The following is an 18,405-nucleotide window of genomic DNA, read 5'->3' on the forward strand; positions in this document are numbered from 1 at the left end:
AAACGAGATGGGGCGTCCGGAGGACGGCCAGCCCGACAAGGGCCACGGGGACGATGTGAACCCCACCGAGGAGCAGCTCGACGCGATGTCGCGGGACGAGCTGGTCGAACTCGGTACCGCGCGGGACGGCGTCGACGTCGCCTACCGCGCTCCGCGCTGGCCGGTTCCGGGCACCCGCGCGGAGAAGCGGGCCGAGCGGCAGGTGGCGCTGTGGTTCGCCATCTCGGCGCTGGCCGGGCTCGCGCTGATCGGTGTCTTCCTGTTCTGGCCGTGGCAGTACAAGAGCCGCGACGAGTCCGGTGCGGGCATCTACTCGCTGACCACCCCGCTCTACGGCGTGCTGCTCGGCGTCGCCGTGCTGGCCATCGGCATCGCGGTGGTGCTCATCCGCAAGAAGTTCATCCCCGCCGAGATCTCCATCCAGGACCGTCACGACGGCAAGTCCGCCGAGGTGGAGCGCCGCACCCTGGTCGCCGAGTTGCAGGACGCGCTGGACACCTCGACGCTGGGCCGCCGCAAGCTGATCACCCGCACCGCGGGCCTCGGCGTGGGCGCGCTGGGCATCGGCGCGCTGTTCCTGTTCGTCGGCGGCATGGTGAAGAACCCGTGGGCCAAGGGCGACAAGTCCCCGCTGTGGGTGTCGGGCTGGACCCCGGACTACCCGGGCCAGACCGTGTACCTGCGCAAGGACACCGGCCGCCCGGAGGACGTCGTGCTGGTGCGCCCGGAGGATCTCGACGCGGGCGGCATGGAGACGGTCTTCCCCTGGAAGGAGGAGTGGCGCGGTAACGAGGAGGAGACCCTCCAGTCGCTGCGCGGAATCCGCAACGCCGTCATGCTGATTCGCCTGCGCACCGCCGACGCGCAGAAGGCGATCAAGCGCAAGGGCCAGGAGAGCTTCAACTACGGCGACTACTTCGCCTACTCGAAGATCTGCACCCACCTGGGCTGCCCGACCTCGCTGTACGAACAGCAGACCAACCGGATCCTGTGCCCCTGCCACCAGTCGCAGTTCCTGGCGACCGAATGGGGTAAGCCGATCTTCGGACCCGCCGCGCGCGCCCTGCCGCAGCTGCCGATCACCGTCAACACCGAGGGCTACCTGGTCGCCCAGCACGACTTCATCGAGCCCCTCGGCCCGGCCTACTGGGAGCGTCGTTCATGAGTCCTAGCAAAGCGGCCGCTCAGGCCAACGAGATGGATGAGCGCTACCACGCGGCGGCGTTCGTCAAGCGGTCGATCAACAAGGTGTTCCCGACGCACTGGTCGTTCCTGCTCGGTGAGATCGCGCTCTACGCCTTCATCATCCTGCTGCTGTCGGGCGTGTACCTGACCCTGTTCTTCGATCCGTCGATGACCGAGGTCGTGTACAACGGCTCCTACCAGCCGCTGCGCGGCGTCACCATGTCGCGGGCGTACGAGACCGCGCTGAACATCTCCTTCGAGGTGCGCGGCGGTCTGTTCGTGCGGCAGGTGCACCACTGGGCCGCGCTGCTGTTCGCGAGCTCGATCATCATCCACCTGTTCCGCATCTTCTTCACCGGTGCGTTCCGGCGCCCGCGCGAGGCGAACTGGGTGATCGGCTCGCTGCTGCTGGTGCTGGCGATGTTCGAGGGCTTCTTCGGCTACTCGCTGCCCGACGACCTGCTGTCCGGTACCGGTCTGCGGGCCGCGTTCGGCGGTATCACCATGGGCATCCCGGTGATCGGCACCTGGCTGCACTGGCTGATCTTCGGCGGCGACTTCCCGGGCACGATCATCATTCCGCGCCTGTTCATCGCGCACGTGCTGCTGTTCCCGGGCATCATGCTGGCGTTGATCGCGGCACACGTGGCGCTGGTCTGGTACCAGAAGCACACCCAGTTCCCCGGCCCGGGCCGCACCGAGACCAATGTCGTCGGCGCCCGCATCGTGCCGGTGTTCGCCGCCGACCAGGGTGCGTTCTTCATGTTCACCCTGGGCGTGGTCGCGATCATGGGCGGCGTGCTGCAGATCAACCCGATCTGGAACCTGGGTCCCTACAACCCGTCTCAGGTCTCGGCCGGTTCGCAGCCCGACATGTACATGATGTGGACCGACGGCATGGCGCGTCTGATGCCGCCGTGGGAGCTGTACCTGGGCCGCTACACCGTGCCCGCCCCGTTCTGGGTGGCGCTGATCATGGGCCTGGTGTTCACGGTGCTGATCGCCTACCCGTGGATCGAGAAGCGGCTGACCGGTGACGACGCGCACCACAACCTGCTGCAGCGGCCGCGCGACGTGCCGGTGCGCACCGCCATCGGCGCCATGGCCATCACCTTCTACCTGGTGCTGACCCTGGCCTGCGTCAACGACATCATCTCGCTGAAGTTCGATATCTCGCTGAACGCGACGACCTGGTTCTTCCGCATCGGCCTGCTGGTCGGCCCGCCGCTCGCCTACTTCGTGGCCTACCGGATGTGCCTGGGCCTGCAGCGCGCCGACCGCGCGGTGCTCGAGCACGGCATCGAGACCGGTGTCATCAAGCGGCTGCCGCACGGTGAGTACATCGAGGTGCACCAGCCGCTGGGTCCGGTCGACGAGCACGGCCACCCGATCCCGCTGGAGTACCAGGGCGCGCCGGTGCCCAAGAAGATGAACAAGCTGGGCTGGGCCGGTAAGCCGGGGTCCGGGTCGTTCCTGCGGGCCGATCCGGCGTCGGAGGCCGAGGCGCTGACCGCCAACGATCACGAGCAGGAGCACAAGCAGCTCGAGATCCTGGCCTCGTACCAGGATCGGACCGGCGGCGAGAGCGGCGGCAAGCACAGCCACTGAGCTCACGTTCGAACGCACAGGGCCCCGAGTCGAATTCGACTCGGGGCCCTGGCGCTTATTCGCCGATGGAGAACCCGGCCTCGACGTCGGAGCGCGAATAGGACTTGAACGCGATGTGCGTCGCGGTCCGCTGCACGCCCGCCGTCTTGTTGATCTGCCCGGTGACCACCTCGGCCACCTGCCCGTGATCGCGCACCCGCACCATCGCGATCAGATCGACGTCGCCCGCACAGGAGTACACCTCGGTGACTCCCTCGATCTCGGCCACCGCCTGCGCGGTCTCGGGAATGCGGGCGGCCTCGGCGTGGATCAGAACGATCGCGGTAATCATGAGGTGAGTTTATGTGTTGGGTACCGGGGTATCGGCATGGGCGGCTTCGGCTCGGGTGGCCCACGACAACCACGAGCCCGCGCCGAGGCGGGGCTCGCGGTAGCCGTCGGTGGTGCGGACTATGCGGGTGCCGGGCTGTTCCAGCCAGCGGGCGATGAGCGCGGTTTCCTCGGGGGAGGCGCCGCGCAGGGGCGGATGGTCGGGGTCGCCGAGGAAATCCTCCGCGGCGGCAGGGAATTCGGCGGCGAAGCGCAGATGGCCGTCCGCCTGCGGGGCGAGCCTGCCGGTGTCCGCGCCGAGCCGGGTGGGGATGATCGTTTCGGCGGCGGCCACCAGTGCCTCGACCACCGGCATGGGGGACACGCCGCGCACGGCGGTGCCCGCGGCGGCGAGGCGGCCGTGGCGGACCACCGCGAACTCCCAGCCGCCCGCGCCGTCGGAGCGGGCGGCGATCAGTTCGGCGATGCGGGCCAGGGCCGCGAGGCGCTGGGTGCGGCGCAGGGCGCGCACCACGGTGGCGGTGCGGTCGCGCAGCCGGGCGGCGGCCTCGAAATGCTCGGCGGCGGCGTAGCTTTCGATCCGGTCGCGCATGGTGTGCAGCGGCGCGTCCGCGCGGCCGGTGCACAGATCGCGGACCGCGCGGGGGGCCGCGGCGTACTCGGCCGCGGTCGACGGCCGCCCGAATTCGCTCGCGGGGCAGCCGCCGACGACCGCGGGCGGGCAGTCGTGCCGATCGTCGCGCCGCAACCGGGTCGTGCAGGTGCGCAGGCCGCTGAATTCGGCGATGGTAGCCGCGACTTCGGCGGCGTCGGCGCGGGAACCGAACGGGCCCAGGGCGTCCCGCGCGGGGGTGCGGCTCACCGCGAAGCGCGGGAACGGTTCCTCGGTGAGGGTGATCCACCACGCCCGCTTGGGGAACTTCGAGCGCCGGTTGTAGGGCGGGGTGTGCGCGACCAGCAGCCGCAGCTCCCGCACCCCCGCCTCCAGCCCGTGCGCGCACGGCACATGGTCCACCCGGGTGGCCAGCGCCACCATTTCCCGCATGCGCGTGCGGGTTTCGGAGCCGGTGAAGTACCCGCGGACGCGGCGGCGCAGATTCACCGCCGTCCCTATATAGAGGACCTCCTCCCCGGGCCCGCGGAACAGGTAGACGCCGGGGGTGGCGGGCAGGTCGGCGGCGAGGAAGCGTTTGGCGCGCTGGCGGCAGGTCACCTCCGGCAGATAGTCGACGAGTTCGGTCAGGCTCTGCACGCCGAGATTGCCGACCCGCTCGATGAGCGCGTGCAGCACGTCGACGGTGGCGCGGGCGTCGTCCAGCGCGCGGTGGGTGGGGGTGGTCCGGGCGCCCAGCAGCCGCGCCAGCGCCGAGAGCCGCACCGAGGGGGCCTCGTCCCGGCCCAGCACGCGCCGCGCCAGCTGCACGGTGCACAGCACCCGGAACGCGGGCCAGGGGGTCTCGCAGCGGGTCGCGGCCGCCCGCAGGAAGCCGGTGTCGAAGCGGGCGTTGTGCGCGACCAGCACGGCGCCGGAGGCGAATTCGAGAAAGCCGGGCAGCACCGCCTCGATCCGCGGCGCCTCCCGCACCATGGCCGTGGTGATGCCGGTGATCTGCACGACCTGCGGCGGTATCGCACAGCCCGGGTTCACCAGCGTGGCGAACTCGCCGAGCACCTCGCCGCCGCGCACCTTCACCGCGCCGATCTCGGTGATCCCGTCGCCGTCCGGGCTGGTGCCGGTGGTCTCCAGGTCGACGACGACGAAAGTGGTGTCGTACAGCGGCGTATCCAGGTCGTCGAAGGCCAGCTGGGCCGGGCGCGGTGCGGGAGCGGGCACGGGCAGCAGCGTAGAGGTGGGGTACGACACCGGGGGCGAATCGATCGGCTACACCAAAAGGTGACCAGGGTCACATTGATTCGGTTTAGGTATTGATCGATCGGGGTTTCAAGATCGCGATCGGGCGCTGCCCGGGGCGTGCTGGCCCGGTTACCCCGCGGTCGGTATCGCGCTGGAGCCGGACGGTTTTTCGTTACTCGGCAGGATCGGTCGGACATGGGTCTTCCCTATTTCATGACGTTTCGAACCGGACAGCGCCGCGGCCGCGCTACTTCCCGGTAGCCTGCGGAAAGCTCCGCGAGTTTCCCTCGCTGTTATCAGTTCGTGATTGGTGTGACATATCTCTCGAGCGAGGCGACCGGTATTTGTTGCGCATACCCGTTTCGCGTGTTCGCGGCTTTACAAAGCACCGTTATGTGCTCGTAACCTTTTCGAGACCTCACGGAGTCCGACGCGCCGAACTGGGCGCGGTGCCGTGGGGCAGATGAGGAGTACCGCGTCATGGCGATCAAGCGACAGGTTCTGGGGCTGCCTCGCAACGCCTCCCGGGCCGTTGCGGCCGGAGCCGTCGGGGCTGCCACCCTCAGCGCACTGCTGCTGCCCGCCGCGCCCGCCTCGGCGGCGCCGGTCACCATTCCCGGCATCGGCAACTTCGATGTGCCGGATCAGGTGCTGGGCGCCATTCCGCCGGGTGCGATTCCGGCCAACATTCTCCCGCCGGGTGTGCAGATCCCCGGCATCACCCCGGCGCCCGCCCCGCAGTCCTCGCCCGGCCGCCGCGCGCTCGACGCCGCGCTGACCAAGGTCGGCGCCCCCTACGTGTACGGCGCCGCCGGTCCGGACGCCTTCGACTGCTCCGGCCTGGTGAAGTGGGCCTACGAGCAGGCCGGTCTGGAGCTGCCGCGCACCAGCTACGAGCAGCTGGCCGACGGCGCGCCGATCTCGATGGACGACCTGCAGCCCGGCGACGTGATCTCGTTCTACGGCGGCGGCCACTCGGGCCTGTACGCCGGTGACGGCAACGTGGTGCACGCCTCCACCCCCGGGCAGCCGGTGTCGGTCGCCCCGATCTCGTCCATGCCGTTCAGCGGGGCCCGCCGGTACTGAGCCTGGCGACACGCCGAGGAAACCGACATATCGGAATGGCGGCCGTGATCGTTTCGTGGCCCGCTGGACACGGGCGGTCGCCGTTTCGTAACCTGATCGAGACCTTCGTGATTTCCAGCTCGGGACGAGGAAGAACGGGGCAGCGCAGGCAGTGTCATCCCAGCACCGCAACAACCGAACCAGACGCCTGGTGGGCGGGTCACTGACGGCGGGGGCCCTGATCTTCGGGGTCTGCGCCGGCGGCGCCTCCGCCGACCCGGCGGCCCAGCCGACCAGCGCCACCGACGCGGTGCAGCGCCTGATCGACCTCTCCCACCAGTCCGAGCAGCTCAATCAGCAGGCCCTCGGCGCGCAGGCCGACCTCGACGCCAAACAGGCCGTCGCCCGCGACGCGGACGCCAAACTCGCCGGTGCCGGGCAGGCCGTCGAGGCGGCCCAGGCGGAGGTCCGCCAGTATCAGCCCGCCGTGGACCGCGCCGCCGTCGCCGCCTACGAGGGCGCGCACACCAATCGCATGTTCTCGGTGCTGACCAGCAACTCGCCCCAGCAACTGCTCGACCAGATGTCCACGCTGGACGTGCTGGGCGCGCAGACCGCCGACCAGTTCGCCAAATTCAAGAAGGCCACCGACGCCGCCACCGCGGCCCAGTCGGTCGCCAAATCCGCCGCCGATGCCGCCCAGGCCGCCGAGCAGCAGGCCGACCGGGTGCGGGCCGATCTGGAACGCAAGCGCGCCGACCTACAGGGCTCGATCGCGCAGGTCATCCAGGCGTGGGGCCAGCTGTCCGCGGGCGACAAGGCGTCGCTGTCGGGTTCGCTGTTCCCGGCGGGCTTCGACCGCGAGACCCTGCTGCGCGGCCTGGTACCGGGCAGCGGCACCAGCGCCCTGGCCGCCGGGCTCACCCGGGTCGGCGATCCGTACGTCTGGGGCGCCACCGGCCCCGACCAGTTCGACTGCTCGGGCCTGGTGCAGTGGGCCTTCCACAACGTGGGCATCAACCTGCCCCGGACCAGCCAGGCGCAGGCCACCGTGGGCACGCCGGTCTCGCGCGACGAACTGCAGCCCGGCGATGTCGTCTTCTTCTATTCCGATGCCTCGCACGTGGGTATCTACGCGGGTAATGGGATGATCCTGCACGCCTCGACCTTCGGCGTTCCGGTCCAGGTGGCACCCATGGGCTCCACCCCGTTCCACTCGGCGCGGCGCTATTGGATCGGAATGCCGTAAACACAGCACCACCGAGCACACCGAGGTGAGGATGAGCGTGTTACAGCGTGTCCGGGCCTGGCTGGGAGCACGGCGGCGATTCGAGTTCGTCGCCACCGTGGCCACGGTGATCGCATTGACGGCGACCGGCGGCGCCCTGCTGCTGTTGCCGAAATCGGTGCTACCGCAGGTGCGTCCGATGCCCGCGGCCGCGCAGGCCATGACCGCGGATCCGGTCGACCCGCAACTCGCCGAGGTGCGCCGGATCATGGAGTCCTACGGCCCGGTGGTGACCCAGCAGGTGTCCGACGACGACGGCCGGCTCTCGGTGGTCTTCGGCCACCCCTATCAGCGCGGCGACGTGGACACCCTGGCGCGCGAGATCGGCCCGGCGGTGACCGAGGTGACCGGGCTGTGGGGGCCGGACTGGGCCCGCGCGGCGGTGGTGACCGTGGCGTCGGGGCCCACCGAGTTCGCCGCCCTCACCCATGCCGTCGGACCGGTGTCGAATCAGGTTGCGGCCGCGTCGGTCTCGGATCCGTTCGTGCCCGGCACCCGGCCCACCGGCCAGCGGGTGGTCTTCGCCGCCGACGCGGGCCGCCGCCTGGGCCCCGACGGGCTGCGCGACACCCTGCGCCACGAGCTCACCCACGTGGCGGCCCGGGCGCAGACCACCGACGGCTCGCCGCAGTGGATGCTGGAGGGCTTCGCCGAATACTCCGCCCACCGCGGCGAACAGCGCACCTTCGCGCAGCTGGCCCCCACCCTGAACGGCCGCGCCCGCGCCGGGCAACTGCCCGCGGACCTGCCCGCCGACACCGCCTTCGCGCCCACCCCGGGCAACGACGCCGCCCTCGCCTACGAAACGGCCTGGTCGGCAAACGCTTTCACCGCCGCCCACTTCGGCGAGCCCAAACTGGTCGAGCTGTACCGCCGCGTCGCCACCGGCCCCGAGGACACCCCGACCCTCGACGGCATCCTGCACACCACCCTCGGCGTCGACCGCGCCGAGTTCGTCGCCGGGTGGCAGGACTGGATCAAAACCCACGCCGCGAGCTGACTGCACCGTGTCGCCGGGGCGGCAATAGACTTCCCGCCATGGCACGCACCCTGCTGGTAACCAACGACTTTCCGCCGCGACCGGGCGGGATCCAGTCGTATGTGCATTCGCTTGCCATGCAGCTGCCGCCCGACGACCTGGTGGTGTACGCGCCGCGGTGGCGCGGCGACAGCCATCTGCGCTTCGATGCCGAGCAGCCGTTCCAGGTGGTGCGCCACCCCACCACGCTGATGCTGCCCACCCCGCTGGTGCTGCGCCGGGCGGCGAAGCTGCTGCGCGACGAGCGGTGCGACACCGTGTGGTTCGGGGCGGCGGCGCCGCTGGCGCTGATGTCGCCGCTGCTGCGGCGGGCCGGGGCGCGGCGCATCGTGGCCAGCACGCACGGACACGAGGTGGGCTGGTCGATGCTGCCGGGCGCGCGGCAGGCGCTGCGGGCCGTCGGCGACCACACCGACGCGATCACCTATGTCAGCAAATACACGCGGCGGCGGTTCGCGGCCGCGTTCGGCGCGCGGTCGGCGCTCGAGTACCTGCCGCCGGGTGTGGACACCGAGGTGTTCCGGCCCGATCCGGCGGCCCGTAAACAACTGCGCGCCCGCTACGGACTGGGCGAGCGACCCACCGTGCTGTGCCTGTCCCGGCTGGTGCCGCGCAAGGGGCAGGACATGCTGATCATGGCCATGCGCGAGATCCGCAGGCGGGTCGACGGCGCGGTGCTGGTGATCGCGGGCGGCGGCCCCTACGAGGAGAAGCTGCGCGGCCTGGTCACCGCCCTCGGCCTCACCGACGACGTGGTGTTCATCGGCCGGGTGCGCGCGGCGGAACTGGCCGCCCACCACACCCTCGCCGACGTGTTCGCGATGCCGTGCCGTACCCGCGGCGCGGGCCTGGACGTCGAGGGCCTGGGCATCGTCTTCCTGGAGGCGTCGGCCAGCGGGGTGCCGGTGGTGGCCGGAAACTCCGGCGGCGCACCGGAAACCGTGCAGGAGGGCCGCACCGGGACCGTGGTCGACGGCCGCTCCGAACAGCAGATCGCCGACGCGATCGTGGCTATCCTCTCCGATCCGGACGCCGCCGCGCGCATGGGTGCGGCGGGCCGGGAGTGGGTGCGCGAGCAGTGGCGGTGGGACCTGCTCGGCGGCCGCCTGCGCGAACTGCTCGACGGGAACACGAGATCGAACAGACCTGCGGTCTGAGCTAGGCTCACCGGCATGAGCAGCATCCAGGTGGCCGATCAGACCTTCGTCGTCGCCTCCGGCAGCGCGGTCGCCGAGGTGCTGGCCGATCGCGCGCGGTGGCGCCGCTGGTGGCCCGATCTCACGCTCGAGGTCCGAGAGGACCGGGCCGACAAGGGCATTCGCTGGACCGTGAGCGGCGGCCTGACCGGCACCATGGAGGTCTGGCTCGAACCCTGCCTGGACGGGGTGATCCTGCACTACTTCCTGCACGCCGAACCGCGCGCCGCCCGGTTGTCGCCGCAGGGCCTGCTCGCCGCCAACCGTGCCCGCCGGGCGGCCGGGAAGGTCATGTCGTTCGAGGTGAAGGCGCGGCTCGAGGCGGGTCGTCCGGCCGGGGTCGCACCGGCCGTGCCGGTTCCCGTCGCGTCCTGAATATCGCTCTCCCGCACCGTAATCCGGAAAGGAAACGCTGTCAGTCATGGCCGACCGGACCCAGAGGTCGATCACCATCGACGCCCCGTCGGATCGGGTGATGGCCGTCATCGCCGATCTGGAGTCGTATCCGGAGTGGGTGTCGGCGGCGCGTTCGGTGGAGGTTCTCGACAAGTTCGGCGACGGCCGGGCGCACACCGCGCGCTTCGTGCTCGACGCCGGGGTGGTCAAGGACACCTACGTGCTGTCCTACACCTGGCGGCCCGACGGCAAGGCGGTGAGCTGGCAGCTGATCGAGGGCGAACTGCAGAAGGCGCAGGACGGCCGCTACGAGCTGATCGACCAGCCCGACGGCACCACCCAGGTGGTCTACGAGCTGACCGTCGACCTGACCATCCCGATGATCGGCATGTTCAAGCGCAAGGCCGAGAAGGTCATCACCGACACCGCGCTCAAGGAACTCAAGAAACGGGTCGAGGGCTGACCACCACCACGCGCCTGGAGCTGTTCGTCGGCAAGGGCGGGGTCGGCAAGACGACGCTGGCGTGCGCCACCGCGATCGCGCACACCCGCGGCGGCGCGCGGGTGCTGGTGGCGTCGCTGGACCAGGCCCATTCCCTCGGCGACGCGCTCGGCTTCCGGTTCCCGCACGATCCCGGCGCGGTGACCGGCGTGCGGACGGTCCGGCCCGGCCTGGACGTCATCGAGATCGATTCCCTTGCGCTGCTGGAGGATCGGTTCCGCGACGCGGCGCGGATGCTGTCCGGCGCGGGCCACGAGCACGGCATCGACCCCGCCGCCCTGGACCCGGCCGAGCTGACCGGCCTGCCCGGCGTGCAGGAGCTGCTCATGCTCACCGAGATCGCCCAGTTCGCGGGGGACGAGGACTGGGATGTGATCGTCGTGGACTGCCCGCCCTCGGCGGACATGTTGCGCATCGTCACCGCCCCCGACACGCTGCTCGGCTACCTGGAGCGGATCTGGCCCGCCCACGCCCGCATGCTCGACGCCACCGGCACCGATCTGCGGCGGGCGGTGCTCGCGACCACCGTGGAGCGCATCGCCGCCGCGGTCACCGAGGCCCGCGACCTGCTGGCCGACCGCGAGCGCACCGGCGCCCGGCTGATCACCGTGCCCGAACGGGTGGCGCTGGCCGAGTCGGCGCGGGTGCGGTCGGCGGCCGCGCTGCTGGGCCTGCGGCTGGACGAGGTGGTGGTGAACAAGGTGCTGCCGCCGGTGCCGCCCGCGGACCCCGCCGCCCATCCGGCCGTGCGCTGGTATCTCGACCGCCACGCCGAACAGCAGCAGGTGCTGGCCGAACTGCGCCGCCGCATGCCGGACGTGCCGGTGGCGATCGTCGAGCACAGCGGCGCGGAACCGGTCGGGGTCGCCTCGCTGTCCGCCATGGCCGTGTCCCCGCCAGACCCTATGCTGGGCGGAGCGAATGCCGACTTCGCCCGATCCGGTGCGCCGCAGGTGCGGCTGACCTCGGGGTCGGGCCTGGACTCGGTGTTCACCCTGCGGCTGCGGTTGCCCGTCGTCGACCCGGCGACGCTGCGACTGGGACGAGTGGAGGACGATTTGATCGTGGGAGCGGACGGGGTCCGGCGACGCCTGCGCCTGGCGCCGGTGCTGCGGCGCTGCACGGTCGACGGCGCCGAACTCGACGACGGCGACCTGGTCGTGCGGTTCCGCCCCGATGCCGAGGTCTGGCCGCAATGAGCGACGGCGCGGGCGGCCGCAGCGGGCGCGAGTGGGTCCGGGGCGAACCCGTCGGCCGCCGCACTGCCCCGGAAGACACCGCGACCGACGAGACCCCCGGCGACTCGGGCGGCGAAGCACGCACCGACGCGGCCGATCACGACGAGGCGGCGCACGGGGACAACTTCGCCGAATTCGCCGAGGAACTGCGCCTGCTGGCCGAGACGATCCTCGAGCGCGTGGAACCGGTGCTGCGCCAGGCGTCCGCCGACGGCCGCACCGAATGGGACAGCTGCAGCTGGTGCCCGGTGTGCGCGGCGGCCGCGCTGGTCCGCGGCCAACATCACGACGTGGTGGCGGCGCTGGCCGAGCACGGCACGGCGATCGTGACGGTGCTGCGCGAGGCCCTGGCCGGGGTGCCGGTGGAACCGATATTCCCGCCGGACGAGACGAGTGATTCCCGCAATGCGGGCGACGCGCCCGGCACGAAACATGGCACGATGGGCCGGATGTCCGCAACCACCCAACCCCGCCGCGACCGCGGCAAGTCCCGGTACGTCCCGATTCCGGTGCAGATCAAGGCATGACGACACGCATCGGGCGGGAGGCCCCGCTGACGGTCGGCATCGATGTCGGCGGCACCAACATTCGCGCCTCGGTGGTCGACGGCGCGGGCGAGGTGCTGGACACGGTGCAGGCCCCGACCCCGCATTCGGAGCAGGCGCTCGAGGACGGCCTCGAGCGTGCGGTGCGCGAGCTGTGCGCCCGGCACCCGATCGGCGCGGTCGGCCTCGCGGTGGCCGGATTTGTCGACGAGACCCGGTCGTCGGTGCGGTTCGCGCCGCATCTGCCGTGGGAGGACACGCCGGTCGCGCGGCGGCTCACCGACCGGCTCGGCCTGCCGGTCATCCTCGAGCACGACGCCAATGCCGCGATGTGGGCGGAATACCGATTCGGCGCGGCGGCGGGCGCGCACAACGGCGTGCTGGTCGCCATCGGCACCGGCATCGGCGCGGCGCTGCTGGTCGGCGGCCGGTTGTATCGCGGAAGCTTCGGCGTCGCACCGGAACTCGGCCATCTGCAGGTGGTGCCGCACGGCCGGGCCTGCCCGTGCGGCAAGCGCGGCTGCTGGGAACGGTATTGCAGCGGAACGGCTCTGGTGGACACCGCGCTCGAGATGCTCGCCACCGACCCGATGAGCTCGACCATCCTGGCCCGCGACGCCGCCCGCGATCCGGGCTCGCTGACCGGCCGCCGGGTGGCGGGCGCCGCGCAGGACGGCGATCCGGTCGCGCTGCGGGTGATGGCGGAATTCGCACGCTGGCTCGGTCTCGGCCTGGCCTTTGTCAGCGACATCTTCGATCCGGATCTGATCGTGATCGCGGGCGGGGTGAGCTCGTCCGCGCCGATGTTCCTCGACGACGCCCGCGAGCACTACGCCGCCGCGATCACCGGCGCTCGGCACCGCCCGCTGGCCCGCATCCGGACCACCCAGCTGGGCGAGGCGGCGGGCATGGTCGGGGCCGCGGAACTGGCGCGGGCGGCGCTGGTGTCCGAGCGCATCGGCGCGCCCGCCGAGAAGCCAACCCCCGGTGCGAAATCCACCGCGAAGACCTCCGGAAAATCGGGTGCGGGCCGCCGCTCGTCGACCGCGGCGGGCCGCTCCCCGGCCGCCGACGGCAAGGCGGGCGCCCGCCGCTGACGGCCCGGTCGGCGGTGTGGTTCGACCCGGTGTGAAATCGGCTGTGCGGGCTTGGTCACAACTCGTGACCGACGGTAGAGTCGGCAACGGATGGTGGCGCCGCGGTGGCGGCCGGTCCGTAAGCCTCACTGGGGAAAGGACGCAATGTTCTACTGGCTGCTGAAGTACGTGTTTCCGGGGCCGTTCATGCACCTGTACAACCGGCCCAAGGCCGAGGGCGTGGAACATATCCCGGCCGACGGACCAGCCATCCTCGCGGGCAACCACCTGTCGTTCACCGACTGGCTGTTCACCCCCCTGATGAGCCCGCGCCGAATCACCTACCTGGCCAAGGCCGAATACTTCACCACCCCGGGCCTCAAGGGCCGGTTGCAGAAGTTCTTCTTCTCCGGCACCGGCCAGTACCCCATCGACCGCACCGGCGCCGACGCCGCCGTCGACGCGCTGAACACCGCGCGCCGACTGCTCGAGCAGGGCCGGTTGGTCGGCCTGTACCCCGAGGGCACCCGTTCGCCCGACGGTCGCCTGTACAAGGGCAAGACCGGCGTGGCGCGCCTGGCCCTGGAGACCGGCGTCCCGGTCATCCCGGTGGCGTTGATCGGCACCGACGAGGTGTGCCCGCCCGGCCCGTTCACCTGGCGCCGCCGCCGGGTCACCGTGAAATTCGGTGCGCCCATCGACTTCTCGCGCTACGAGGGCATGGGCGGCAACCGCTTCGTCGAACGCGCCGTCACCGACGAGATCATGTACGAGCTCATGCGGATGTCGGGCCGCGAGTACGTCGACGTCTACGCCGCCAGCCTCAAGAAGGGCGTCCCCTCCGGCCCCCGCCCCGACGCCGACCGCGTCCCGGAAACCATGGCCAGCTGATCCCGGCCAAAAGCACGCCGGGATCATGGTGATCGTGTGGCGCCGGGATCATGGTGATCGTGTAGCGCCGGGATCATGGTGATCGTGTAGCGCCGGGATCATGGTGATCGTGTAGCGCCGGGATCATGGTGATCGTGTGGCGCCGGGATCATGGTGATCGTGTAGCGCCGGGGCCATGGTGATCGTGTCGCGTCGGGGTCGTGGTGATCGTGTCGCGCCGGGCCATGGTGATCGGGTCATGCTGGGGTTATTTCCCTTTTCTTGGTTCCGGCGTGGTTTTGGCCGGAGCCGAGGTCAGGAGGCTCGGCGGCGGTGGGCCTCGATTGCTTCGAACTTCGCTAGGTTGTGGCGGGCGTCGGCCAGGGCGTCGTGGGCGTCCGGGGGGACCGGGGGGAGCGGGGGGCGACCGGCCATGTCCCAGTGTTGGCGCAGCTCGTTGGTGTAGCGGGGTAGGGCGGTGGGCAGGTCCACCATCGAGCCCCACAGTTGGCACAGGGCGACGTGGTCGTAGGCGCTCACCCACGCCCACAGCTGCGGCTCGACGGTCGGGCGCGGCACCAGGAAGGCGTAGAGGTCCTCGCGAATCCGTTCCCGGCTGCGCCACAGCGGCGAGCTGGGCTCGGGCAGCTTCGGCAGCACGTGGCGCCGCACCCAGGGCCCGGCCCGATCGGGGTCGAACTCCGTCGATACCGCGTAGTACTCGCGCCCGTCCTCACAGACCACGCCGATCGAAATCAGGTCGATCGTGATTCCGTCCTCGACGAATTCGCAGTCGTAGAAATATCTCAATGATTCGAATGCCTTTCCGGCTCCCGCGGGCGACCGATCCGGACCGGGGAGCAACGCACGAAGGCTCCCGTGGGTGCGACCCAGGCCGCATCCACGGGAGCCCACCGAACAGCTATGTCATCAGAAGGGTTCGGCCGCCGCGCGCCGCACCACCTCCCGGGCGAGTGGACCGTGCAGGGCGTCGATCGGGCGACCCGGCAGGGTCTCGTCGACGGTGTAGATCCACTCGAGAATTTCCTCGTTCGTGTATTTTGCGTCGCGCATCACAGTGATCAGGCCGGGTAGGGGCTTGACGACAGCCCCGTCGGGATCGAAGAAATCCTTGGGAATCCCGGTGATGCCCTCGCGGCGCACCGCGATGAGCTGATGGTCGCGCAGCATCTGATGCACCCTGGTCACCGCGATGCCGAGCTGGTCGGCAACATCCGGTAGGGGGAGTAGGGTTACCGACTCCGACAGGACGTCGTCACTGCATGGAAATGCACTCACCCGGACAACGGTAGTCCGTCGCGCCAGGCAAGTCGTGAGACACCCGGGTCCTTTCCGCCTATACCATCGGGGGAGCCGTCACGGGGGCGGCTTCCCCTTGTCGCAGCCGAAGCGAGAGGCGAGAGCTTTGTGAAAGTCGGAGGACACCAGTTGATCGGCCAGATGCTCGACGGGCGCTACCGCATCGATGCACCGATTGCGCGCGGTGGGATGTCGATGGTGTTCCGGGGGGTGGACACCCGCCTCGATCGACCGGTCGCGATCAAGGTGATGGACCCGAAATTCGCCGGGGACCCGCAATTTCTGACCCGCTTCGAGTTCGAGGCGCGCTCGGTCGCCAAACTCAAACACCCGGCCCTGGTCGCGGTGTACGACCAGGGCATCGACGGCGAGTACCCGTTCCTCATCATGGAACTGGTCGAGGGCGGCACGCTGCGCGAGCTGCTGCGCGAGCGCGGGCCCATGCCGCCGCACGCGGTGCGTGCGGTCGCCGAACCCGCGCTGGCGGCGATCGGCGTGGCGCACGCGGCCGGGCTGGTGCACCGCGACGTGAAACCGGAGAACGTGCTGATCTCCGATTCCGGCGAGGTCAAGATGGCCGACTTCGGCCTGGTGCGCGCCGTGGCCGGGTCGAATCTCACCTCCGCGAGCGTGATCCTGGGCACCGCGCACTATCTGTCGCCCGAACAGGTCACCGCCGGCAGCGCCGACGCCCGCAGCGACGTCTACTCCTTCGGCATCCTGATCTTCGAAATGCTCACCGGTCGAACGCCGTTCACCGGGGACACCTCGCTGGGCATCGCCTATCAGCGGGTGGAGAAGGACGTGCCGAGCCCGAGCCGGTTCATCGCCGGGGTGCCGCCGGAGTTCGACGAGCTGATCGCGCGCGCCACCGCGCGCGAGCCCGCGCACCGCTTCGCCGACGCCACCGAGATGGCGGTCGAGCTACGCCGCATCGCCGCCGAATTACGGCTGCCCGACTACCGGGTGCCCGCCCCGCGCGAATCGGCCGAACACCTGTCCGCCCAGTACCGGGTCCCGCCCGTGCCGCCCGCCCCGCCGCGCGAGCGGGCCGAGCCCCGCCGGATCCCGGCCGACGCCACCACCCGGCTGGCGGCCGACGCGCCCGCGCCGCAGCGCACCCGGGTCATGACCGCCACCCAGCCGCGCGCCGAATCCGACGGGTACACCGGCCGGGTCGCCCACGCCCCGGAGCCGCCGGAGCCCTACCACGATCCGTATCGACCCGACCGCGGGCACACGGGCCGGGGCCGGGTGCTGTTCTGGGTGGGCCTGGTCATCGCCCTGGCGTTGCTGCTCGGCATCGGCGGCTGGTGGCTGGGCGTGGAGCGCTATTCGGCGGTACCGGCCATCGCGGGCATGGATTCCCAGCGCGCCACCGCCGCCCTGCACGACGCCGGATTCTCGACCACCATGCGCGGCAAGGCATCCGACACCGTGCCGGTGGGCGGCGTGCTGGGCACCGACCCGTCCGCGGGCACCCGGGTGGTGAAGGGCTCCTCGGTGGCGGTGCTGGTCTCCAGCGGGAAACCGCAGGTGCCGAAGTTTCAGGAGGGACAGGATCTGAAGACGGTCGAGCAGCTCATCCGCGATGCCGGTCTGCAACCGGTGGACGCGGGGGAGCGACCCAGCACCGCGCCGAAAGGCGCGGTGTTCCAGTTGGAGCCGGAGCCGGGCACGGTGCTGCCCACCGGCGCGGCGGTGAAGATCTACCGCAGCAAGGGATCCCAGCCGGTGCAGCTGCCCGAGGTGCGCGGCCGGACCGTCGACGAGGCGCGCGCCATGCTGCAGAGCGCGGGAATCACGGTGCGCGACACCAGGAACGACTTCGACCCCCGGATCAAGTCCGGCCAGGTGATCGGCACCGATCCCGGCGCGGGCACCCGCGCGCTGTCCGGCGACGCGGTCACGCTGATCGTCTCCAATGCCGTTCAGGTGCCCGACGTGACCGGGATGACGGCCGTCGCGGCCCGCACCCAGCTGGAGCAGCTCGGGCTGCGGGTGGTGCTGAACCAGGTCTTCGCCAGCGATCGCGGCATGGTGCGCATCCAGGCGCCGTTCGCGGGCGCCAGCGTCGCGCCCGGCGCCACGGTGACGCTCACGGTCCTGCCGATCTGAAACCGGCTGGGGGACTTAGCGATCCGAGTCCGTGTCCAGGCCCATGCTGGCCCCGCTGAGCAGTTCGGATTCGCTGATCCCGAGGCGCGTCGCCGCGAGTTCCAGCGCCTGCTCCAGCACCTCGTGGGCGCTGGTGCCGACCACCTGCGACTGTTCGATGCGCCCGGTGCCGCGCACCACGCGCACCCGGCAGCGCCAGGCCCTGCCCGCGCGATCCACCTCGGGGCGTTCGATCAGGACCGAGACCGGGATGCCGTTCACGACCGATTCGTGCTGCGCCAGGGCGGTCGGGCCGCCGCCGGACATGGATCGCAATTCCTCGGCTACCGTCATGCCGTACATCGGGCCTCCCAGTGCAAATACCGCCTCTGAACCGCCGCTGCCGCGAGCGGACACTGAGAAACCTAGTGCAATTCCGTCGGCTCTAGCAACCTAGTAGTTAACTTTTCATCCTTGTGACACCTGCCACTCACGCGACGGCGAGCAGCGGCGACCCGGTCTCCGGATCGTTGACGGCGACCACCGCGGCCGTGCTGAACACGTCCACCGACACCCCGCCGATGGCCGGGCTGATATTCGTGGTGACCTGGGCCGACACCGCGGCGGGATCGTAGCCCCAGGAGATGTTGAAGATCAGTAACCGGCTGCCGTCGCGCAGCACCACCTCCGAGGGCACGCCGTCGCGATCGCGATCGCGCAGCAACCGCAGGATGGTGCGGTCCGCCGGTTCCCCGTGCCGGGTATCCGGCGAGCGGAAGACGACGTGCATGTCGA

At 70.7% G+C, this 18,405-nt stretch carries 19 protein-coding genes; 13 read left to right on the plus strand and 6 right to left on the minus strand.

Translation table 11 applies throughout. The features are described from left to right. The first annotated feature begins 7 nt into the window (after window positions 1-7). Both qcrA and qcrB read left to right on the plus strand, forming a co-directional pair. Window positions 8-1,165 (plus strand): cytochrome bc1 complex Rieske iron-sulfur subunit, encoded by a 1,158-nt coding sequence (gene qcrA / locus HPY32_RS08080; protein ID WP_067596107.1) that lies wholly within the window; start codon window positions 8-10, stop codon window positions 1,163-1,165. Further along, window positions 1,162-2,793 (plus strand): cytochrome bc1 complex cytochrome b subunit, encoded by a 1,632-nt coding sequence (qcrB, locus tag HPY32_RS08085; protein ID WP_067591819.1) that lies wholly within the window; start codon window positions 1,162-1,164, stop codon window positions 2,791-2,793. The genes qcrA and qcrB overlap by 4 nt, the downstream gene beginning before the upstream one ends. A 55-nt stretch (window positions 2,794-2,848) precedes the next feature. Here qcrB and HPY32_RS08090 read toward each other — a convergent pair whose 3' ends face one another. Both HPY32_RS08090 and HPY32_RS08095 read right to left on the minus strand, forming a co-directional pair. Continuing rightward, window positions 2,849-3,124 (minus strand): Lrp/AsnC family transcriptional regulator, encoded by a 276-nt coding sequence (locus HPY32_RS08090; RefSeq protein ID WP_067591816.1) that lies wholly within the window; start codon window positions 3,122-3,124, stop codon window positions 2,849-2,851. 9 nt (window positions 3,125-3,133) lie between these two features. Further along, on the minus strand, window positions 3,134-4,957 hold the full coding sequence (locus HPY32_RS08095; RefSeq protein WP_231951789.1) for a DEDD exonuclease domain-containing protein: 1,824 nt from the start codon (window positions 4,955-4,957) through the stop codon (window positions 3,134-3,136). 501 nt (window positions 4,958-5,458) lie between these two features. Between HPY32_RS08095 and HPY32_RS08100 the strand changes: the two genes are divergently transcribed. The 10 genes from HPY32_RS08100 to HPY32_RS08145 all read left to right on the plus strand — a co-directional run bounded on the left by HPY32_RS08100 (window position 5,459) and on the right by HPY32_RS08145 (window position 14,214). After that, window positions 5,459-6,064: a C40 family peptidase gene (locus HPY32_RS08100; protein ID WP_067591813.1), complete on the plus strand. Its 606-nt coding sequence runs from the start codon at window positions 5,459-5,461 to the stop codon at window positions 6,062-6,064. 190 nt (window positions 6,065-6,254) lie between these two features. Then, window positions 6,255-7,292 carry an NlpC/P60 family protein gene (locus tag HPY32_RS08105; protein ID WP_231951787.1) on the plus strand — a complete coding sequence of 346 codons (1,038 nt, stop codon included), beginning with the start codon at window positions 6,255-6,257 and terminating at the stop codon, window positions 7,290-7,292. A gap of 31 nt (window positions 7,293-7,323) precedes the next feature. Then, entirely contained in the window at window positions 7,324-8,331 is a 1,008-nt protein-coding gene (locus HPY32_RS08110) for a hypothetical protein (RefSeq protein WP_067591807.1), read from the plus strand. A 38-nt stretch (window positions 8,332-8,369) separates the two neighbouring features. Next, complete coding sequence (locus tag HPY32_RS08115; protein ID WP_067591804.1) at window positions 8,370-9,527, plus strand: glycosyltransferase family 4 protein; 1,158 nt, start codon at window positions 8,370-8,372, stop codon at window positions 9,525-9,527. A 15-nt stretch (window positions 9,528-9,542) separates the two neighbouring features. Then, a complete protein-coding gene (locus tag HPY32_RS08120; protein ID WP_067591801.1) occupies window positions 9,543-9,941 on the plus strand; it encodes a polyketide cyclase / dehydrase and lipid transport in 399 nt (132 codons plus the stop codon). Window positions 9,942-9,987: 46 nt separating this feature from the next. Then, window positions 9,988-10,425, plus strand: a complete 438-nt coding sequence (locus HPY32_RS08125; protein WP_067591798.1) for an SRPBCC family protein — start codon at window positions 9,988-9,990, stop codon at window positions 10,423-10,425. Between the two features lie 20 nt (window positions 10,426-10,445). Then, window positions 10,446-11,663 carry an ArsA family ATPase gene (locus HPY32_RS08130; RefSeq protein ID WP_082871905.1) on the plus strand — a complete coding sequence of 406 codons (1,218 nt, stop codon included), beginning with the start codon at window positions 10,446-10,448 and terminating at the stop codon, window positions 11,661-11,663. Beyond that, window positions 11,660-12,229: a hypothetical protein gene (locus tag HPY32_RS44475; RefSeq protein WP_231951785.1), complete on the plus strand. Its 570-nt coding sequence runs from the start codon at window positions 11,660-11,662 to the stop codon at window positions 12,227-12,229. Before HPY32_RS08130 ends, HPY32_RS44475 begins: the two co-directional genes overlap by 4 nt. Then, on the plus strand, window positions 12,226-13,344 hold the full coding sequence (locus HPY32_RS08140; RefSeq protein ID WP_082871625.1) for an ROK family protein: 1,119 nt from the start codon (window positions 12,226-12,228) through the stop codon (window positions 13,342-13,344). The genes HPY32_RS44475 and HPY32_RS08140 overlap by 4 nt, the downstream gene beginning before the upstream one ends. A 144-nt stretch (window positions 13,345-13,488) precedes the next feature. Next, complete coding sequence (locus tag HPY32_RS08145) at window positions 13,489-14,214, plus strand: lysophospholipid acyltransferase family protein (RefSeq protein ID WP_067591796.1); 726 nt, start codon at window positions 13,489-13,491, stop codon at window positions 14,212-14,214. A 294-nt stretch (window positions 14,215-14,508) separates the two neighbouring features. On the opposite strand, the gene HPY32_RS08150 is transcribed toward HPY32_RS08145, so the two are convergent. Both HPY32_RS08150 and HPY32_RS08155 read right to left on the minus strand, forming a co-directional pair. After that, on the minus strand, window positions 14,509-15,003 hold the full coding sequence (locus HPY32_RS08150; RefSeq protein WP_171982753.1) for a polyadenylate-specific 3'-exoribonuclease AS: 495 nt from the start codon (window positions 15,001-15,003) through the stop codon (window positions 14,509-14,511). 120 nt (window positions 15,004-15,123) lie between these two features. Further along, on the minus strand, window positions 15,124-15,492 hold the full coding sequence (locus HPY32_RS08155) for an Rv2175c family DNA-binding protein (RefSeq protein WP_067591790.1): 369 nt from the start codon (window positions 15,490-15,492) through the stop codon (window positions 15,124-15,126). A 162-nt stretch (window positions 15,493-15,654) separates the two neighbouring features. On the opposite strand from HPY32_RS08155, the gene pknB reads away from it, so the two are divergent. Beyond that, window positions 15,655-17,631 (plus strand): Stk1 family PASTA domain-containing Ser/Thr kinase, encoded by a 1,977-nt coding sequence (gene pknB, locus HPY32_RS08160; RefSeq protein WP_067591787.1) that lies wholly within the window; start codon window positions 15,655-15,657, stop codon window positions 17,629-17,631. A gap of 15 nt (window positions 17,632-17,646) precedes the next feature. On the opposite strand, the gene HPY32_RS08165 is transcribed toward pknB, so the two are convergent. Continuing rightward, window positions 17,647-17,964 (minus strand): hypothetical protein, encoded by a 318-nt coding sequence (locus HPY32_RS08165; protein WP_231951784.1) that lies wholly within the window; start codon window positions 17,962-17,964, stop codon window positions 17,647-17,649. Window positions 17,965-18,100: 136 nt separating this feature from the next. Then, window positions 18,101-18,400: a hypothetical protein gene (locus HPY32_RS08170; RefSeq protein ID WP_067591784.1), complete on the minus strand. Its 300-nt coding sequence runs from the start codon at window positions 18,398-18,400 to the stop codon at window positions 18,101-18,103. Window positions 18,401-18,405 lie beyond the last annotated feature (5 nt).

Origin of the sequence: Nocardia terpenica (assembly GCF_013186535.1) — a bacterium.
Lineage (GTDB): Bacteria > Actinomycetota > Actinomycetes > Mycobacteriales > Mycobacteriaceae > Nocardia > Nocardia terpenica.